At 37.5% G+C, this 17,869-nt stretch carries 16 protein-coding genes and 2 tRNA genes; 16 read left to right on the forward strand and 2 right to left on the reverse strand.

The genetic code is table 11. The annotated features are described in order from the left end of the window. The 3 genes from dnaA to FFV08_00015 all read left to right on the forward strand — a co-directional run bounded on the left by dnaA (nucleotide 1) and on the right by FFV08_00015 (nucleotide 2,969). Nucleotides 1-1,353 carry a chromosomal replication initiator protein DnaA gene (gene dnaA, locus FFV08_00005; protein QLB51225.1) on the forward strand — a complete coding sequence of 451 codons (1,353 nt, stop codon included), beginning with the start codon at nucleotides 1-3 and terminating at the stop codon, nucleotides 1,351-1,353. A gap of 158 nt (nucleotides 1,354-1,511) precedes the next feature. Further along, on the forward strand, nucleotides 1,512-2,648 hold the full coding sequence (dnaN, locus tag FFV08_00010; GenBank protein ID QLB51226.1) for a DNA polymerase III subunit beta: 1,137 nt from the start codon (nucleotides 1,512-1,514) through the stop codon (nucleotides 2,646-2,648). A 126-nt stretch (nucleotides 2,649-2,774) separates the two neighbouring features. Next, nucleotides 2,775-2,969 (forward strand): DUF951 family protein, encoded by a 195-nt coding sequence (locus tag FFV08_00015; protein ID QLB51227.1) that lies wholly within the window; start codon nucleotides 2,775-2,777, stop codon nucleotides 2,967-2,969. A 256-nt stretch (nucleotides 2,970-3,225) separates the two neighbouring features. On the opposite strand, the gene FFV08_00020 is transcribed toward FFV08_00015, so the two are convergent. Then, entirely contained in the window at nucleotides 3,226-3,717 is a 492-nt protein-coding gene (locus FFV08_00020; GenBank protein ID QLB51228.1) for a DUF1307 domain-containing protein, read from the reverse strand. A 166-nt stretch (nucleotides 3,718-3,883) separates the two neighbouring features. Here FFV08_00020 and ychF point away from each other — a divergent pair, with 166 nt between their 5' ends. From ychF to hflB, 10 genes are all read left to right on the forward strand, one after another. Then, the gene (gene ychF, locus FFV08_00025; GenBank protein ID QLB51229.1) at nucleotides 3,884-4,999 is read left to right on the forward strand and encodes a redox-regulated ATPase YchF; all 1,116 of its coding nucleotides are present in this window, start codon (nucleotides 3,884-3,886) and stop codon (nucleotides 4,997-4,999) included. Nucleotides 5,000-5,072: 73 nt separating this feature from the next. Continuing rightward, nucleotides 5,073-5,642 (forward strand): aminoacyl-tRNA hydrolase, encoded by a 570-nt coding sequence (locus FFV08_00030; GenBank protein QLB51230.1) that lies wholly within the window; start codon nucleotides 5,073-5,075, stop codon nucleotides 5,640-5,642. Further along, nucleotides 5,635-9,138: a transcription-repair coupling factor gene (gene mfd, locus FFV08_00035; GenBank protein QLB51231.1), complete on the forward strand. Its 3,504-nt coding sequence runs from the start codon at nucleotides 5,635-5,637 to the stop codon at nucleotides 9,136-9,138. Before FFV08_00030 ends, mfd begins: the two co-directional genes overlap by 8 nt. A gap of 90 nt (nucleotides 9,139-9,228) precedes the next feature. Further along, nucleotides 9,229-9,495, forward strand: coding sequence for an RNA-binding S4 domain-containing protein (locus FFV08_00040; protein ID QLB51232.1), 267 nt, complete (start codon nucleotides 9,229-9,231; stop codon nucleotides 9,493-9,495). After that, nucleotides 9,488-9,856: a septum formation initiator family protein gene (locus tag FFV08_00045; GenBank protein ID QLB51233.1), complete on the forward strand. Its 369-nt coding sequence runs from the start codon at nucleotides 9,488-9,490 to the stop codon at nucleotides 9,854-9,856. Before FFV08_00040 ends, FFV08_00045 begins: the two co-directional genes overlap by 8 nt. A gap of 2 nt (nucleotides 9,857-9,858) precedes the next feature. Beyond that, entirely contained in the window at nucleotides 9,859-9,987 is a 129-nt protein-coding gene (locus FFV08_00050; GenBank protein QLB51234.1) for a hypothetical protein, read from the forward strand. Then, on the forward strand, nucleotides 9,980-11,263 hold the full coding sequence (locus FFV08_00055; protein ID QLB51235.1) for a serine hydrolase: 1,284 nt from the start codon (nucleotides 9,980-9,982) through the stop codon (nucleotides 11,261-11,263). Before FFV08_00050 ends, FFV08_00055 begins: the two co-directional genes overlap by 8 nt. After that, nucleotides 11,260-12,537 carry a tRNA lysidine(34) synthetase TilS gene (tilS, locus tag FFV08_00060; GenBank protein ID QLB51236.1) on the forward strand — a complete coding sequence of 426 codons (1,278 nt, stop codon included), beginning with the start codon at nucleotides 11,260-11,262 and terminating at the stop codon, nucleotides 12,535-12,537. The genes FFV08_00055 and tilS overlap by 4 nt, the downstream gene beginning before the upstream one ends. 4 nt (nucleotides 12,538-12,541) lie before the next feature. Continuing rightward, nucleotides 12,542-13,084, forward strand: coding sequence for a hypoxanthine phosphoribosyltransferase (gene hpt, locus FFV08_00065; protein QLB53247.1), 543 nt, complete (start codon nucleotides 12,542-12,544; stop codon nucleotides 13,082-13,084). A 17-nt stretch (nucleotides 13,085-13,101) separates the two neighbouring features. Beyond that, nucleotides 13,102-15,081: an ATP-dependent zinc metalloprotease FtsH gene (hflB, locus tag FFV08_00070; GenBank protein QLB51237.1), complete on the forward strand. Its 1,980-nt coding sequence runs from the start codon at nucleotides 13,102-13,104 to the stop codon at nucleotides 15,079-15,081. A gap of 72 nt (nucleotides 15,082-15,153) precedes the next feature. Here hflB and FFV08_00075 read toward each other — a convergent pair whose 3' ends face one another. After that, nucleotides 15,154-16,680 carry an IS1182 family transposase gene (locus tag FFV08_00075; GenBank protein QLB51238.1) on the reverse strand — a complete coding sequence of 509 codons (1,527 nt, stop codon included), beginning with the start codon at nucleotides 16,678-16,680 and terminating at the stop codon, nucleotides 15,154-15,156. Between the two features lie 202 nt (nucleotides 16,681-16,882). Between FFV08_00075 and FFV08_00080 the strand changes: the two genes are divergently transcribed. From FFV08_00080 to FFV08_00090, 3 genes are all read left to right on the forward strand, one after another. Beyond that, nucleotides 16,883-16,954: transfer RNA gene (locus FFV08_00080), tRNA-Glu, on the forward strand. Between the two features lie 5 nt (nucleotides 16,955-16,959). Beyond that, nucleotides 16,960-17,036, forward strand: a tRNA-Asn gene (locus tag FFV08_00085). Nucleotides 17,037-17,383: 347 nt separating this feature from the next. After that, complete coding sequence (locus tag FFV08_00090) at nucleotides 17,384-17,869, forward strand: sigma-70 family RNA polymerase sigma factor (GenBank protein ID QLB51239.1); 486 nt, start codon at nucleotides 17,384-17,386, stop codon at nucleotides 17,867-17,869.

Consider the following 17,869-nt stretch of genomic DNA (forward strand, 5'->3'; position numbering starts at 1 on the left):
ATGACCAAAGAACAGGACTTTTGGAATCGTATTTTAGAATTGGCTCATGCTCAGCTAAAACAGACAACTTATGATTTCTTTGTTGCTGAAGCCAAGCTTGTCAAAGTTGAAGAAAAACAAGCTATTATTTTCCTGGATAGTCCAGTAAAACAACTATTTTGGGAGCAAAACTTAGTAGGAGTTATTCTTACTGCAGGATTTGAGATTTTTAATGATCAGATTGCTGGAAAGTATATTTTTGAAGAAGAAACTAACATTGATACACCGAAATCTGCAGTAACCAGTCCTCAAATCAGCACTGTTCAGCCAAGCTTGCCACCTATTGATACTGGATTAAAGTCAAAATATACCTTTGACAATTTTGTTCAGGGAGACGGAAATATCTGGGCTAAAGCTGCTGCCTTAGCAGTATCTGAGAATCTAGCCACAACCTATAATCCTCTTTTTATCTATGGAGGACCTGGCCTGGGCAAAACTCATTTATTAAACGCTATTGGCAATCAGATTTTAGAAAATATTCCAGATGCGCGTGTTAAGTACATACCTGCTGAAACCTTTATTAACGACTTTCTAGAACATTTAAGATTGGGAGAGATGGATAGCTTTAAAAAAATCTATCGCAGTCTAGATCTTCTGCTGATTGATGACATTCAATCTTTAGGAGGAAAAAAGGTTTCAACTCAGGAAGAATTTTTCAACACTTTCAATGCTCTTCATGGTGAAAATAAACAGATTGTTTTAACTAGTGACCGCAGTCCTGATCATCTGGACAATTTGGAAGAACGCTTGGTGACACGTTTCAAATGGGGATTAACTCAGAATATTACACCGCCAGATTTTGAAACACGAATTGCAATTCTGCGAAACAAAATTGAAGATTTGGATTATATTTTCCCGAATGATACCTTAGAATATCTTGCGGGTCAGTTCGACTCCAATGTTCGCGACTTGGAAGGTGCTTTGAATGACATCAGCCTCATCGCTAGAGTTCGTCATCTGAAAGAAATCACTATTGATATCGCTGCGGAAGCTATTCGAGCACGCAAGCAGGATTCAAGTCAGGTAACAGTTATCCCGATTGATAAGATTCAGTCTGAAGTTGGGAAATTCTATGGTGTTAGTGTCAAAGAGATGAAAGGCAGTCGTCGAGTGCAAAATATCGTTTTAGCTAGACAGGTAGCTATGTATCTGACTCGTGAGCTAACTGACAACAGTCTGCCTAAAATTGGTCGTGAATTTGGCGGGAAAGACCATACGACTGTTATCCATGCACATGGAAAAATCAAAACCATGATTGAATCAGACGACAATTTGCGTTTAGAAATTGAAAGCATCAAAAATAAAATTAAATAGCGTGTGGAAAACTACAGATTTTTTTCAAAACTTATCCACACTTTGTGAACAAGTCTCAAAACTTGTTAGAATAAGAACCAAGCTATTTTTCCACAGAATTCACATAAACTACTATTACTATTAATCTTATAATCATAAATAAATAAAAAGGAGATCCTATGATTCATTTTTCTATTAATAAAAATCTCTTCTTACAAGCGTTAAATACTACTAAAAGGGCTATCAGTCATAAAAATGCAATTCCTATCCTTTCTACTGTGAAAATCGATGTAACCAAAGAAGGAATCACCTTAATCGGTTCAAATGGCCAAGTGTCGATTGAAAACTTTATTTCTACTCAAAATGAAAATGCAGGCTTGCTTGTCAACTCAACCGGTTCAATTTTATTAGAAGCTACTTTCTTTATTAATGTTGTTTCCAGCCTGCCAGATATTATTTTGGATTTTAAAGAAATTGAACAAAAACAAATCGTTTTGACTAGCGGCAAATCAGAGATTACCCTGAAAGGAAAAGACGCTGACCAGTATCCACGCATCCAGGAAATTTCTGCCAGCAATCCCTTGGTTCTTGAAACAAAAATTCTTAAAGATGTCATTAACGAAACAGCTTTTGCAGCTAGTGTTCAAGAAAGCCGTCCAATTTTAACTGGTGTTCACTTTGTTTTGACAGATAACCGTTCTTTGAAGACTGTTGCGACAGACTCCCACAGAATGAGTCAAAAGAAAATTACTCTGGAGAAAAACGGAGATAATTTCGACGTAGTTATTCCAAGTCGCTCTTTACGGGAATTTACTGCTGTTTTTACCGATGAAATTGAAACGGTAGAGGTTTTCTTTGCTAACAATCAAATTCTTTTCAGAAGCGAAAATATTAGCTTCTATACCCGCCTCTTGGAAGGAAATTATCCAGATACAGATCGTTTGATTCCGACTGAATTTACAAGTGTCCTTACTTTTAATACATCTGATTTGCGTGCAGCTATGGAACGCGCTCGTCTCTTGTCTAATGCCACACAGAATGGAACAGTTAAACTGGAGATTGCAGGCGGTATTGTCAGTGCCCATGTAAATTCACCAGAGGTCGGCCGTGTTAACGAAGAAATTGATACAGAAAGTGTAACTGGAGAAGATTTGACCATTAGCTTTAATCCAACTTATTTGATTGATGCTTTGAAGGCCATTGACAGTGAAAAAGTAACGATTAGCTTTATCTCATCTGTCCGCCCGTTCACCTTGGTACCGAGTGAAGACACAGAAAACTTTATTCAGTTGATTACACCTGTCAGAACTAATTAAGATGAAAAGCAGTGGGCCAAGTTACAGATTTTTAATTCTTGGTCCTAAGCTCTTTTCATTTACAAAGTATGATAGATTCTTAATATTTCTTCCTGGACTATGATAGTTCCTTGAAAGGAGAAAAAAATGTATGAAATTGGTCATTTTGTAGAAATGAAAAAGCCCCATGCCTGCACCATAAAAGCGACTGGGAAAAAGGCGAATCGCTGGGAAATCACAAGGGTTGGTGCAGATATCAAAATCCGTTGCACCAATTGTGAACATCTTGTGATGATGAGTCGTCACGATTTTGAAAGAAAAATGAAGAAAATAATTGATTAGACGAAAACTCATTGTAAATGCTATTGTGGAAAACTAATTTGCATTGCTGAAGATCAGATTTAGATTTTTTTCTTATTTTCAATCAAAAAGAGTTTGGGACAAAAGGATTTCAATTTTTAAAAATCTTAATTATTAAGCCCTTCAAATCTATAATTAAATGCGAAAAGCGAACGAAGCAGAATTCTGATTACCAGAAAACTAGTTTTGTTCGCTTTTTATATTTGAGGTTGGACTTTTGTCCCAGACTCTTTTACTTTTATTTAAGATCTTCAAATTTACCGTCTTTAACTTCTTTATAGCCTTTTTTCTCAAGTGTTTTAGCACTTTCTTTATAACTTATGTAACTTAATTTTTGATTACCTGATATTTGAAGAAGATGTTTTCTTTGTAGCTCTTCGATGTCAGCTTTTCTAAAATCAATTGTAATTTTTTCGGTCAAATATTCATCTTTGTAATCAATTTCATGAGTCAACCCTTTGACATCTTTGATAGATTTAGCATAGGCTTCTGTCTGCTCTTTAGCAGTGTCTTTTGTCAAGCCAATTGGTTCATAGTAGAAAGTATTGTTTATTTGTTGTATAAGAAGTTCATCATTGTTGTATTCATAAATGATGCGACTATTTTTCTTAGTATTTTGGTCAATTAATTGGAAATAAGCCTTTTTAGGACTGCTGCAGGCAGTTAAAATAAACAAAGCAGTAAACGCAAGGAAGTAAAGAAAAAGTGTTTTAGAAGTATTCTTTTTCATGTGGAACTCCTTTAGTAAGAATAATATCTATATTATATCATTTTTATCTTCAGTTTATTTTACACTTCTGTAAAGAAAGCTAGAAAAAATAACTCAAATCCGCTGTTTAGGATAAGGATTTATGGTATAATGGTTTGGATTGAAAAGATGAATGGAGAAGATAAGAATGGCTTTGACAGCAGGAATCGTTGGTTTACCCAATGTTGGTAAGTCAACTTTATTTAATGCAATTACAAAAGCAGGTGCAGAAGCAGCTAATTACCCTTTTGCGACAATTGATCCAAATGTCGGGCGGGTAGAAGTTCCGGATGCACGTTTGGATAAATTAACAGAACTCATCAAACCACAGAAGAAAGTTCCAACAACCTTCGAATTTACCGACATTGCTGGAATTGTGAAAGGTGCTTCAAAAGGAGAAGGGCTAGGGAATAAATTTTTGGCCAATATCCGTGAAGTAGATGCTATCGTCCACGTAGTACGTGCCTTTGATGATGAAAATGTCATGCGGGAACAGGGCCGTGAGTCTGAATTTGTAGATCCAATGGCAGATATTGAGACCATTAATCTAGAATTGATTTTAGCAGACTTAGAAAGTATTAATAAACGTTATGCGCGTGTAGAGAAGATGGCTCGTACTCAAAAAGATAAGGATTCAGTGGCAGAATTTAATGTTTTACAGAAAATTAAGCCTGTCCTGGAAGATGGTCTGTCAGCTCGTACAATTAACTTCACAGAAGAAGAGCAAAAAATCGTCAAAGGACTCTTTCTTTTAACGACTAAGCCAGTTCTCTATGTGGCCAATGTCAGTGAAGATGAGGTGGCTGATCCAGATAATATTGACTATGTGAAGCAGATTCGTGAATTTGCAGCAACAGAAAATGCTGAAGTTGTTGTCATTTCAGCGCGTGCAGAGGAAGAGATTTCTGAATTGGATGATGATGATAAGTCAGAATTTCTGGAAGCTATCGGCTTGACAGAATCAGGTGTGGATAAACTGACCAGAGCAGCTTATCATCTGTTGGGACTTGGAACCTACTTTACAGCTGGTGAAAAGGAAGTGCGTGCTTGGACCTTTAAGCGTGGAATGAAAGCTCCGCAAGCAGCTGGCATTATTCACTCAGACTTTGAAAAAGGCTTTATTCGAGCAGTCACTATGTCTTATGATGACCTAGTGAACTATGGTAGCGAAAAAGCAGTTAAAGAGGCTGGACGTCTGCGCGAAGAAGGAAAAGAATATATCGTTCAAGATGGCGATATTATGGAATTTAGATTTAATGTGTAAAGTATTTGTAAAGTCTAAAAATTCTAGGTTGGAAATTTTTTTCCAGCCCTTTTGGCTTTTATAAAGGAGAAAAATGGTAAAGTTAATAGTCGGTCTGGGAAATCCAGGAGAAAAATATATTGAAACCAAACATAATGTTGGTTTTATGCTAGTTGACAAGATTTGTAAAGATCTTGATTTAAAATTTACAGCTGATAAAATCTTTCAAGCAGATATCGCCTCTACTTTTCTGAATGGTGAAAAAGTCTATTTTGTCAAACCAACTACATTTATGAATGAGAGTGGAAAGGCTGTTCAAGCATTACTGGCATACTATGGTTTAGATATAGAGGATTTATTGGTCATCTATGATGATTTAGATATGGAAGTTGGTAAGATTCGTTTGCGCAGCAAGGGTTCAGCTGGTGGTCATAACGGTATTAAATCTATTATCAAACACATTGGAAGTCAAGAGTTCAAACGGATAAAGATAGGTATCGGCCGTCCAAAAGAAGGCATGACAGTGGTCCACCACGTTCTAGGAAAATTTGATAAAGATGATTATATAATGATTCTGAATACTCTTGATAAAGTTGACAACGCTGTAAATTATTATTTACAGTCAGGCAATTTTGAACAAACAATGCAGAAATACAATGGATAATAAAATGAACCTGATTGACTTATTTTGTCAAAACCAGCAAATTTCAGATTGGAAGAAAAATCTCCATAAAAGCAGCAGACAGTTGATAATGGGATTGTCTGCATCAACAAAAGCGATTACTATAGCGGCTGGATTAGAAGAAGCGGATAAAATCCTTGTGCTGACTTCTAGTCAAAATGAAGCAGATCGTTTGGCTAGTGATTTGATTTCTTTGTTGGGAGAAGACAAGGTCTATACTTTCTTAGCAGATGATACTCCTATAGCAGAATTTGTTTTTGCGTCACAGGAAAAAATATTTTCGAGATTAGATGCTCTGAACTTTTTAATAGACCATCAAAAGTCTGGAATTCTAGTTACTAATGTCGCAGCTAGCAAATTACTCTTGCCTGATCCCATTGATTTCAAAAAGACCAACATAAATTTGACAGTTGGACAAGAATATGACCTAAATAGTCTTGTAAAGATGTTGTCAAGATCAGGATACAAGAAAGTGTCTCAAGTTTTAAGTCAGGGAGAATATAGTCTAAGAGGAGATATCTTAGACATTTTTGAGCGCTCAGCAGAGTCCCCTTATCGACTGGAGTTTTTTGGAGATGAAATTGACGGTATTCGGATTTTCAATCCAGAAAATCAAACTTCAATTGAGAACATAGAAAGTATTTTGATTAAACCTGCTTCTGATATCCTGCTTTCTGAGAAAGATTATGCTAGAGGACGAGAAAATCTGGAAGTAATTTTAGAAAAAGCTGTTGATCCTGCTTTGAAATCTTACTTAGAAGAGTTACTAATCAGTGCCAAAGAGGGGTTTCATCATGCAGATATTCGTAAATTCCTTTCTTATTTTTATCAGAAAGAATGGACTATTTTAGACTATTTACCTGTTCATAGCCCTGTGTTTTTTGATGATTTTCAAAAAATAGTGGATCGGCATGCTCAATTTGAACTGGAAACAGCTGGATTATTGACAGATGATTTACAAAATTGTAAAGCTTTATCAAGTCAGAAATATTTTGCAGATAAGTACCAAGATTATCGTCAATATAAACCAGCGACCTTCTTTTCAAGCTTTCAAAAAGGTTTAGGAAATCTGAAATTTGATGCTTTGTATCAATTCAATCAGTACCCAATGCAAGAATTTTTCAGTCAGTTTCCCTTGCTTAAGGAAGAAATTAATCGTTATAAAAAATCTGGCTATACAATAATTTTACAAGCAAATTCTTCGACATGTTTACAAAGTTTACATAAAAATTTACAGGAATATGATATTCATTTAGACTATATAAAAGAGGATGACATTCACAAAAATGCAGTTCAGCTTATAGAAGGAAATCTTGTTCAGGGCTTTAATTTCGTAGATGAGAAAATTGTGCTTATTACAGAGCACGAAATTATTCATAAGAAAATAAAACGAAAAATCCGGCGTCAGAATATCTCCAATGCTGAACGACTGAAAGATTATAATGAGCTAGAAAAAGGGGATTATGTTGTCCATAATATTCATGGGATAGGACGTTATCTGGGAATAGAAACGATTGAAATCTCTGGTGTCCACCGTGATTATCTGACGATTCAATATCAAAATTCTGATCGTATTTCGATTCCAGTTGACCAGATTGATCTCCTATCAAAGTATGTTGCCAGCGATGGAAAAACACCTAAGGTAAATAAGCTAAATGACGGTCGTTTCCAGAAGAGTAAGCAAAAAGTTCAGCATCAGGTTCAGGATATTGCTGATGATTTGATTAAACTATATGCTGAACGCAGCCAGCTAAAAGGCTTTGCTTTCTCAGCAGATGATTCCAATCAAGAGGAATTTGATAATGATTTTCCTTATGTTGAAACAGAGGACCAGCTAAGAAGTGTTCAGGAAGTGAAGAAGGATATGGAAAGCAGCCGTCCGATGGACCGCCTCTTAGTTGGTGATGTAGGCTTTGGGAAAACAGAAGTAGCTATGCGGGCTGCTTTTAAGGCTGTCAATAATCATAAACAAGTAGCTGTATTAGTGCCAACAACGGTTTTAGCCCAGCAGCACTATACTAACTTTAAAGAACGCTTTAATGATTTTGCGGTCAATGTTGAGGTACTCAGCCGTTTCAGGAGTAAGGCAGAACAAAAACAGACTCTGGAGAAGCTGCAGAAGGGACAAGTTGACATTATCATTGGAACCCACCGACTCTTATCCAAAGATGTAGCATTTGCGGATTTAGGTTTGATCATCATTGATGAAGAGCAGCGTTTTGGAGTTAAGCATAAGGAAACATTAAAGGAATTGAAAAAGAAAGTTGATGTCCTGACCTTGACAGCAACTCCTATTCCTCGAACTCTTCATATGTCTATGCTAGGGATTCGCGATTTGTCAGTCATTGAGACCCCACCAACCAATCGCTATCCTGTTCAGACCTATGTTTTAGAAAGCAATCCTACAGTGATTCGAGAAGCTGTCTTACGTGAAATAGACCGAGGTGGACAGGTTTACTACCTTTACAACAAGGTTGACACAATCGAACAGAAAGTTTCAGAGTTAAGAGAGTTAATCCCAGAAGCTTCTATAGGCTATGTTCATGGCCAAATGAGTGAGATTCGTATAGAAAATACTTTACTGGATTTCATTAATAGAGAATACGATATTTTGGTGACCACTACCATTATTGAAACTGGAGTTGATATCCCCAATGCCAATACTTTGTTTGTAGAAAATGCTGATCATATGGGGCTGTCAACCTTGTATCAACTTCGTGGACGGGTTGGCCGCAGCAATCGGATTGCCTACGCTTATCTAATGTACAGACCAGATAAGATCTTAACAGAAGTTTCTGAAAAGCGTCTAGAGGCTATTAAAGGATTTACAGAGTTAGGTTCTGGATTTAAGATTGCTATGCGAGATTTGTCTATTCGAGGAGCTGGCAATATTCTAGGAAGTATGCAATCTGGCTTTATTGATTCTGTTGGTTTTGAGATGTACTCACAGCTTCTAGAAGAGGCCATTGCTAAAAAGCAGGGCAGAGAAAACAAGCGCAAAAAAAGCAATGCAGAGCTTAATCTGCAGATTGATGCCTATCTGCCTAGTGACTATATTTCTGATGAAAGACAGAAGATTGAAATTTACAAGAGAATTCGTGAGATTGACAGCCGTGTAAACTATAAAAATCTACAGGATGAATTGATTGATCGCTTTGGGGAGTATCCTGATGTTGTAGCCTATCTGTTGGAGATTGGACTTGCTAAGTCTTATTTAGATCAGGCTTTTGTAAAGTCAGTGGAACGCCAGCAGAATGCAGTAATTATTCATTTTGAGAAAATTTCGCAGCAGCTTTATCTGACGCAGGACTATTTTGAAGCACTTTCGATGACGAATTTAAAGGCTCGAATTGGCGAAAAAAATGGCTTGATTGAAGTGATTTTTGATGTAAAGAATAAAAAAGATTATGAGATTTTAGAAGGTCTGGTTAATTTTGGAGAAAAGATGCTGGAAATTAAACAGCGCAAGGCAGAATAAAGGTTACAATTCAGTGAAGTTTGGCTTTTTAAGCTCTATTTTTCTCAAAAAATGGTAGAATAATAAATTAAGAGAAAATGAGGTAATAGGATGAGATTAGATAAATTTTTGAAAGTGTCACGGATTATCAAGCGACGTCCAGTGGCTAAAGAAGTAGCTGACAAGGGTCGGATAAAGGTGAATGGTATCTTGGCCAAGAGCTCAACAGATTTGAAAGTGGATGACTTGGTTGAAGTACGCTTTGGTAATAAACTCTTGACTGTAAAGGTTCTGGAGATGAAAGACAGTACTAAAAAAGAAGATGCAGCTAAGATGTATGAAATCGTCAGGGAAACAAGGATAGAAGAAAATGCCTAAAAATATCGTCCAACTCAATAATCGTTTTATTCAAGATGAAAATCAACGCCGCAGATATGTGGATCAGGAACGGCGGAAACGCAACCGTTTTATGGGCTGGGTTCTGATTTTGGTTATCCTCTTATTTATTCTACCTACCTATAATTTATACCAGAGCTATCAAACCTTGCTGCAGCGTCGTGAACAGTATTCTAAACTTCAGGAGAAATACCAGACGCTCAGTGAAGAAAAGGTCTATCAATCTGATATAGCAGCCAAATTAAAAGATGATAGCTATGCGGCTAAGTATGCACGCGCTAAATACTCTTTTTCAAAAGAGGGGGAGTACATTTATACTATCCCAGATTTATTACCACAGTAGTTATGGAAGATTTACTAAAAACCATTGAGCAGTTCTTGGCCTTTTCAGATGAGAAATTAGAAGAACTGTCTGAAAAAAATCAAGCTTTGAAACTTCAAGAAAATCAAGAGGAAAGGGGAAAACATGCGTAAGTTTTTGTTACTGATATTTTTGCTGCCAGCTTTATTTAGCAGTATCACAGTTATTAGTACCGAAAAAGATTTCGTATTAGACGAGGAAGAAAAATATCATTTTACGAGCACTACGTATGGACGCTATTATGATAGCATCCCGACAAATCCTAATGTTTATGAAGAAACTCCTACATTTACAGATTCTACTCTGAGTAAGACTGCTGGAAAACTGGTTCCAGACCAGCCAATCCAGATAACAGGATTTTATGTAAATGAAGAAGGAGTTCCGATTTTCAAGCTGAAAAATGGGCAGTTTGTGATAGCGGACAAAAACACAATTTACGAAGATACTGTCCAGTCAATTCAAGATATCCATCAAGAAATGTGGCTGAAACCCGGCTTCATTCTCTATGATAAAGCCAATATCAACGGAGCTAAAAAAGTCAATACAACATTAGCTCCATATACAAAAGTGACGATTGTTCAAATTGTCCAGACTGTCAAAGGAACTTATGCCCAGATTGAAGGACAGGGCTGGGTTTCTATGGAATTTCTGGATGAGACTGATAATCGAATGGACAAGATTCAAGAAATTCTGAGCAGTAAGTACAACAAAGCGGACTACTCTATCTATGTCAAACAGCTGGACACTGGCAAAGAAGCAGGTATCAACCAAGATCAAGAGATGTATTCGGCCAGTGTGACCAAACTGCCTTATCTTTACTATGTACAGGAACAGCTGGATCAGAAAAAACTTTCCTTAGATCAGAAGTTCAAGTATATTGGAGCAGTTAATGATTTTGCAGGTGCTTATGAACCAGAAGGAAGTGGCAGCATTGCTAAGTCAGCTGATGACAAGGAATATTCAGTTCAGGATTTGATTAATCGAGTGGCCAAAGAATCAGATAATGTCGCCCACAATATTTTAGGCTATTATGCGACCAATCAATCTGATAAAAATTTTCAGCAAACTATCAACAAAATTGCTGGAAAGAAATGGGATGTGGAAGAAAGACAGGCTTCTTCACGTATGGCTGGAAATGTTTTGGAAGCTATCTATGAGCAAAATGGCATGATTATCGATGCCTTGTCTCAGACAAATTATGATAATCAGCGGATTTCTAAAAATATTGATGCTAAAGTAGCTCATAAAATTGGCGACGCCTATGATTTTAAGCACGATGCTGCGATTGTCTATGCAGATTCCCCTTTTATCATTGTCATTTTTACTAATAATGCAACCTACGATAACATTTCCCAGATAGCAGACGATGTCTATGGAGTCCTGAAATGATTAAGCAAGAATTTCTTAAAAAAATGCAGGAGAAAAAGTATTTCCAAGACCATCGAAAAGTTTTGGTTGCTGTATCAGGTGGACTGGATTCTATGACACTGCTGCAGCTGTTGATTGATTCTCAAAAAGAACTGGCTATCGAGCTTGCGATTGCTCATGTCAATCACAAACAGCGGCCAGAGTCAGATCAAGAAGAAAAGGCATTAGTAAAGATTGCGGAACAGCTTGGTGTAAAGATTTTTACATCAAGTTTTTCTGGTAATTTTTCAGAAAATGCTGCTCGGCAGTTTCGTTATGATTTTTTTGGGAAAGTGATGCAGGAGGAGCACTATACTGCTTTGATAACTGCCCACCACTCAGATGATCAAGCTGAGACTGTTTTTATGCGGGTGCTGCGTGGAGCTAGACTTCGCCATCTGTCTGGTATGAAAGCTGTCCAGTCTTTTGCTTGCGGGGAGCTGATTCGTCCTTTGCTTACTTTTCATAAGTCAGACTTTCCAGATATTCAGCATTTTGAAGATAGTAGTAATTTTCAAAATGACTATCTCAGAAATAGAATTCGTAATCTTTATCTGCCGGAGCTAGAAAAAGAAAATCCACAATTTAAGGATTCTTTGCGGTATCTGGGCAAGGAAATTGAAGATTGGCAGATCGCTTTGTCTCACTTGACCAGTGATTTAGATATAAGAAATCTACAAGTCTTTCATCAGCAAATCCCCCAGGTTCAACGTTTTCTATTGCAGAACTATCTTGAAAACTTTTCTGGTCTGAATCTGAGTAAGCAGCAGTTTGAGGAGGTTTTAAACATCCTGCGGACTAAGGCTAATTATCAGCACATTTTGAAAAAAGACTATGAGCTTGTTAAAGATTACCAGCGTTTTGAAATTAGAAAAATCAGTCGTAAGCCCGATTTAAAAATGGATTCAATTTTGTTAGAATTTGAGAATCTGATTGAGTTTGGGTATTATCGATTTTCATTCGGGATTCCTTTGAGTGGTGAAAATATCCAGAAAATTTTTGTTTCGCGTGAAACTTCGCTGACACTCCGCTTCCGAAAAGAGGGAGACAGTATTTTGCTGAATGGTCATCACAAGAAACTTCGTCGTCTTTTTATTGATAAGAAGGTTTCCTTTGAAGAACGGAATTCATCTGTAGTAGTTGAACAAAATCATCAAATTTTAGCAATCTTAAATATTGCTATCAGTGATTTGAGTAAGGCATTAAAAAGTGATATAATGAGTACTGTACTTTATATTCAGAAAATAGATGGGTAAAATTATGCTAGAACAAGATATCAAAAAAATATTGATTTCCCATGAAGAAATCGTGGATGCTGCAAAAAAACTTGGCCAGCAATTAACCAAAGACTACCAAGGTAAAAATCCAATTTTTGTTGGAATTTTAAAGGGTTCTGTGCCTTTTATGGCTGAGCTGATCAAGCATGTTGATACACATATTGAGCTTGATTTTATGTTGGTTTCCAGCTACCATGGTGGTACTACCAGCTCAGGTGTTATTAATGTTATTAAAGACATTGATCAAGACATTACAGGACGTGATATCCTATTTGTTGAGGATATCATTGATACTGGTAAGACTTTGAAAAGCCTGTGCGATTTGTTTAGAGAAAGAAATGCTGCATCAGTGAAAATTGCTACACTTTTGGATAAGCCAGAAGGGCGTATTGTTGAAATCAATGCAGATTATACATGTTTCACAATTCCAAATGAATTTGTTGTTGGATATGGGCTAGATTACAATGAGAACTATCGTAATACTCCATATATTGGTATTTTAAAAGAAGAAGTTTATACAAAATAAAGGTTTACTATTAATAGATGAAAAATAAGCAAAATAATGGTTTTATAAAAAATCCATTTCTCTATATTCTGATTATTGTTGTCCTAGTGACAGGATTTCAGTATTTCTTTTCAGGAGATACTGGCGGTCGTAGTCAGCAAATCAATTACACAGAATTAGTGAAGGAAATTAAGGAAAATAATGTCACAGAGATGAGCTACCAGCCAAATGGCAGCGTCATTGAGATTTCAGGTACTTACAAAACACCTCAGGAATCGAAAGAAGATACAGGGATTTTATTTTTCACTCCAAACGTTTCTAAAGTAGAGAGATTTACAAGTATTATTTTACCGTCAGATATTACAATTTCTGATTTACAAAATTTAGCTTCTGAGCATAACACTGAAATCAGCATAAAGCGCGAAAGTTCAAGCGGAATGTGGATTACAATCCTCACTTCCATCGTTCCTTTTGTAATTGTCATCTTCTTCTTTATGTCCATGATGAATCAAGGTGGCGGCGGTGGTGCTCGCGGTGCCATGAATTTTGGCCGCAATAAGGCGCGTGCTGCTAACAAAGAAGATATTAGGGTTCGTTTCTCGGATGTAGCTGGTGCCGAGGAAGAGAAACAAGAACTTGTAGAAGTCGTTGAGTTTTTGAAAGATCGGAAACGCTACACCAAGTTAGGTGCTCGTATTCCTGCCGGTGTCCTTCTAGAAGGCCCTCCAGGAACTGGTAAAACCTTGCTTGCCAAGGCTGTTGCTGGAGAAGCAGGAGTTCCTTTCTTCAGTATCTCAGGTTCTGATTTTGTAGAAATGTTTGTTGGGGTCGGAGCAAGCCGTGTCCGTTCTTTGTTTGAAGATGCGAAAAAAGCAGCCCCTGCCATTATCTTCATCGATGAAATCGATGCAGTCGGTCGTCAGCGTGGTGTTGGCCTTGGCGGTGGTAACGATGAGCGTGAGCAAACCCTCAATCAGCTCTTGATTGAAATGGATGGTTTTGAAGGCAATGAAGGAATCATTATCATTGCGGCTACTAACCGTTCGGATGTATTAGATCCAGCCTTGCTGCGTGCTGGCCGTTTTGACAGAAAAGTCTTGGTCGGCCGTCCTGATGTTAAAGGTCGGGAAGCCATTCTTCGCGTCCATGCTAAGAATAAGCCGCTAGCTAAAAATGTTGATTTGAAACTAGTTGCTCAGCAGACACCAGGTTTTGTTGGTGCTGATTTGGAAAATGTCTTGAATGAGGCTGCTTTGGTTGCTGCCCGCCGTAATAAGAAAGTCATCGATGCTGATGATATTGATGAAGCAGAAGACCGAGTGATCGCAGGACCTTCTAAGAAAAATAAAACGGTGTCTGAACGCGATCGTCAACTAGTTGCTTATCATGAAGCTGGACATACTATTGTTGGTTTGGTATTGTCAAATGCGCGTGTAGTACATAAGGTAACCATCGTACCTCGTGGACGTGCTGGTGGCTATATGATTGCCCTGCCTAAGGAAGACCAAATGCTTCTATCTAAAGAAGACATGAAAGAGCAATTAGCTGGTCTTATGGGTGGCCGTGTGGCTGAAGAGATTATCTTTAATGTTCAAACAACAGGTGCTTCTAATGACTTTGAACAGGCAACTCAGATGGCCCGCAGTATGGTAACGGAATATGGAATGAGCGAAAAACTTGGTCCAGTTCAATACGAAGGCAATCATGCTATGTTTGGTGCAGCCAGTCCTCAAAAATCAATTTCAGAACAGACTGCATATGAGATTGATGAAGAAGTAAGAGAACTTCTCAATGAAGCTCGTAACAAAGCTGCAGAGATTATCCAGTCTCATCGCGAAACTCATAAATTGATTGCTGAAGCGCTTCTTAAATATGAAACTTTGGATAGCAATCAAATTAAATCATTGTATGAAACTGGCAAAATGCCAGAAGAGTCTGAACTTGAATTAGACAAAGAAGCCCATGCACTTTCTTATGATGAAATTAAAACGAAAATGGAAGAAAAATCTTCCGAGTAGAAGAGAACCTGAGACAAAATAATTCTCAGCCACAAAAAAGCTAGAGATTCCCAATTGCGGACCTCTAGCTTTTTAATTTTGACTCCTTCTCTTATTGTATTTAAGGAGGTTATTAGCCATGAGTACCAATCCCATGTCAATTTTAACCTGCCGTCTGCCTCTTAGGTTACACCGTTTGTAACCCAAACAAGCCTTTATCTGACCAAAGACAGGTTCCACATCAATCTTACGTTGAGCGAAAATCCGTCTACCTTCGGGAGATAAAAGCGCTTGGCATTCTTTAGCTTTCAAGTGTTGATAACGTTCGTTCATATACAGTCCCTTTTGAGGGGCTGATTCAGGTTCATCAGCGTAGTAAACCTTGATTTCCTGTTGAAAGTCCGTCTGTGTTTTCTGATGGTTGATATGGTGAAAACGATAGCACCAGCCGTCAGGATGTGTGTAGCTATCCTCCTTGTCATCATAGTGCCAATTCGCTAAATTTCTAACCGACTGTTTATACCCTCTTTTCTGTTCCTTATCAAACATGGCATATTTAATCAGATGGTTGACCTCCTTTTCATCTAAACGAAGGAGGTTCTCTTCACTTCCGTATCCCGCATCGGCGACAACTCTTTTTAACTCATGTGGATAGCTTTCTAAAAAAGGCAACAGCGTTCTGGTATCTGTCGGATTTGAGAAGACATCATAGTGAAGAACAAATTGATTTTCCGTAGCGATTTGTAAGTTGTAAGCAGGTTTGAGTTGACCATTTCTCATATGATCCTCCTTCATCCGCATAAAAGTGGCATCTGGATCTGTTTTGGAAAAGCTGTTACGTCCTTCAAATGTCTCCTGATAGCTCTCATATTTCTCAGCACGCACTGAAAAGTCATCCTTGACTTTACGCAAGACTTTCTTGAGTTTACGACGCTGGTTTTTACGTTCATCCTTTCCTTTAACGGGTGCCTCCTCAATGTCTTGGCTCAGTTTTTCCAATTCTTCTTCCAGGACTTGAGCGAATTCAAGCAACTGCTCTGAAGAAATAGGCTCTTCTTCATCCAGCCTAATAGCCTGATGGATAAGGGGTGTGATTTCTTCTTGAAAATAGACCTGTATCTGTTCTTGAAGTTTGACGGAAAACTTGTCTGTCGCTTTCTTCCACACGAAACTATACTTGTTGGCATTGGCTTCAATCTTAGTCCCATCAATAAACAGACAATCTAAAGTTACTAACTCTTCCATTTTTAAACGAAGATTGAGGTCGATGAAAAGATCACGAATAAGGTCTTCCATCCCTTCAGCGACTCGAAAGCGATTGATGGTGCGGTAGCTGACAAGCAACTGTCCTGTTAGGTATTGCATAGCGAGATTTTCAATCATCATTTTTTCAATTTTTCGTCCAGAGAAAATTCCTTGTGAATAGGCAAACAGAAGAGTAGCTACAAGCATTTTAGGATGATAAGACGGGCGACCGAAGGCATGATAGAAGGCGTGGAAGTGACGTTCCTCCAAGGCATTGACCACTTTTTCAATAGTAAAGACGAGATGGTCTTGTGGTAAGAAAGAACTGATTTCTAGTGGTAAAGTTGTTTGATTTGTGTTATAGTGAATATGCATGGGATAGCCTTTCTAAATGGTTTATTGGGTAATTCTATTTTACCAAGGCTATCGCAACCATGCAAAAAGCAACGGATTTGCCGTTGCTTTTTTGTAGCAAAGAGACTATTGTCCCAGACTCTTTTCTCTTTTTCTGAAATAATTATTGACAAAGGAAGAAAAGCTGATATAATGAAATATGTTCTGCAGAAGGACAAGAAATGGTCCGTTGGTCAAGGGGTTAAGACACCGCCTTTTCACGGCGGTAACACGGGTTCGAATCCCGTACGGACTATATTATCCGGCATAGCTCAGTTGGTAGTAGCGCATGACTGTTAATCATGATGTCGTAGGTTCGAGTCCTACTGGCGGAGCTAGGTTTAAAAAGAGGCTGGGACAAAAGTCCAACCTCAAATATAAAAAGCGAACAAAACTAGTTTTCTGGTAATCAGAATTCTGCTTTGTTCGCTTTTCGCATTTAATTATAGATTTGAAAGGCTTAATAATTAAGATTTTTAAAAATTGAAATCTTTTTGTCCCAAACTCTTTTTTCTTGATTTCATACTTCGAACAATCCTCCCAAATGACTAAATATGTGCCTGAAATGACTTAAAAATAGTTATTCGAGTCAGAAGAGCTCCTGAAAGTTGCTTTTTAGAAGAAAGAGTCCACCTTGCTTTCTATTTACAGTAGAATTAAGTCAAGTAAATTTTAAGGAGGAACTATGGATTTTAGAGCTACTTATGAGAAGGTGAAATGGATAGTTTGGAAGTGTAAGAAAGATTACTATATACACTTGTGGGAACATAGTGATTGGGAGCAAGAAGGAATGTTAGTTTTATACGAACTTCTGCTTAAAGAGAAAGGAATTGAAAACGATGAGGAAAAACTCTATCGTTATTTCAAAACAAAATTCAGAAATCATATACATGATAAAATTCGTAAACAAGAAAGCCAAAAGCGCAAATTGGACCGCCAGCCTTATGAAGAAGTGAGTGAGATTGGACATCGACTAAAATCAAAAGAGTTGTTTCTAGATGAGTTAGTCGCCTTCAGAGAAGCGATTGACAATTATAAAAGAACTCTTGATGATGTTGGATTGGATAATTATCAGAGACTGATGAGCAATGAGCGCTTTAAAGGAAGAAGAGCTATGCTCAAAGATTTGAAAAATCATTTAAAAGATTTTCAAGACAATACGATTTTATAA

Origin of the sequence: Streptococcus sanguinis (assembly GCA_013378335.1) — a bacterium.
Classification (GTDB): Bacteria; Bacillota; Bacilli; order Lactobacillales; family Streptococcaceae; genus Streptococcus; species Streptococcus sanguinis_I.

Bases quoted from the DNA above. Each gene is read 5' to 3' on its own strand.
- tilS (QLB51236.1), top strand. From the start codon at position 11,260: ATGATTAAGCAAGAATTTCTTAAAAAAATGCAGGAGAAAAAGTATTTC.
- FFV08_00045 (QLB51233.1), top strand. From the start codon at position 9,488: ATGCCTAAAAATATCGTCCAACTCAATAATCGTTTTATTCAAGATGAA.
- dnaN (QLB51226.1), top strand. From the start codon at position 1,512: ATGATTCATTTTTCTATTAATAAAAATCTCTTCTTACAAGCGTTAAAT.
- FFV08_00075 (QLB51238.1), bottom strand. From the start codon at position 16,680: ATGCATATTCACTATAACACAAATCAAACAACTTTACCACTAGAAATC.
- FFV08_00040 (QLB51232.1), top strand. From the start codon at position 9,229: ATGAGATTAGATAAATTTTTGAAAGTGTCACGGATTATCAAGCGACGT.
- FFV08_00030 (QLB51230.1), top strand. From the start codon at position 5,073: ATGGTAAAGTTAATAGTCGGTCTGGGAAATCCAGGAGAAAAATATATT.
- FFV08_00090 (QLB51239.1), top strand. From the start codon at position 17,384: ATGGATTTTAGAGCTACTTATGAGAAGGTGAAATGGATAGTTTGGAAG.
- hpt (QLB53247.1), top strand. From the start codon at position 12,542: ATGCTAGAACAAGATATCAAAAAAATATTGATTTCCCATGAAGAAATC.
- ychF (QLB51229.1), top strand. From the start codon at position 3,884: ATGGCTTTGACAGCAGGAATCGTTGGTTTACCCAATGTTGGTAAGTCA.
- hflB (QLB51237.1), top strand. From the start codon at position 13,102: ATGAAAAATAAGCAAAATAATGGTTTTATAAAAAATCCATTTCTCTAT.
- FFV08_00015 (QLB51227.1), top strand. From the start codon at position 2,775: ATGTATGAAATTGGTCATTTTGTAGAAATGAAAAAGCCCCATGCCTGC.
- FFV08_00050 (QLB51234.1), top strand. From the start codon at position 9,859: ATGGAAGATTTACTAAAAACCATTGAGCAGTTCTTGGCCTTTTCAGAT.
- mfd (QLB51231.1), top strand. From the start codon at position 5,635: ATGGATAATAAAATGAACCTGATTGACTTATTTTGTCAAAACCAGCAA.
- FFV08_00055 (QLB51235.1), top strand. From the start codon at position 9,980: ATGCGTAAGTTTTTGTTACTGATATTTTTGCTGCCAGCTTTATTTAGC.
- dnaA (QLB51225.1), top strand. From the start codon at position 1: ATGACCAAAGAACAGGACTTTTGGAATCGTATTTTAGAATTGGCTCAT.
- FFV08_00020 (QLB51228.1), bottom strand. From the start codon at position 3,717: ATGAAAAAGAATACTTCTAAAACACTTTTTCTTTACTTCCTTGCGTTT.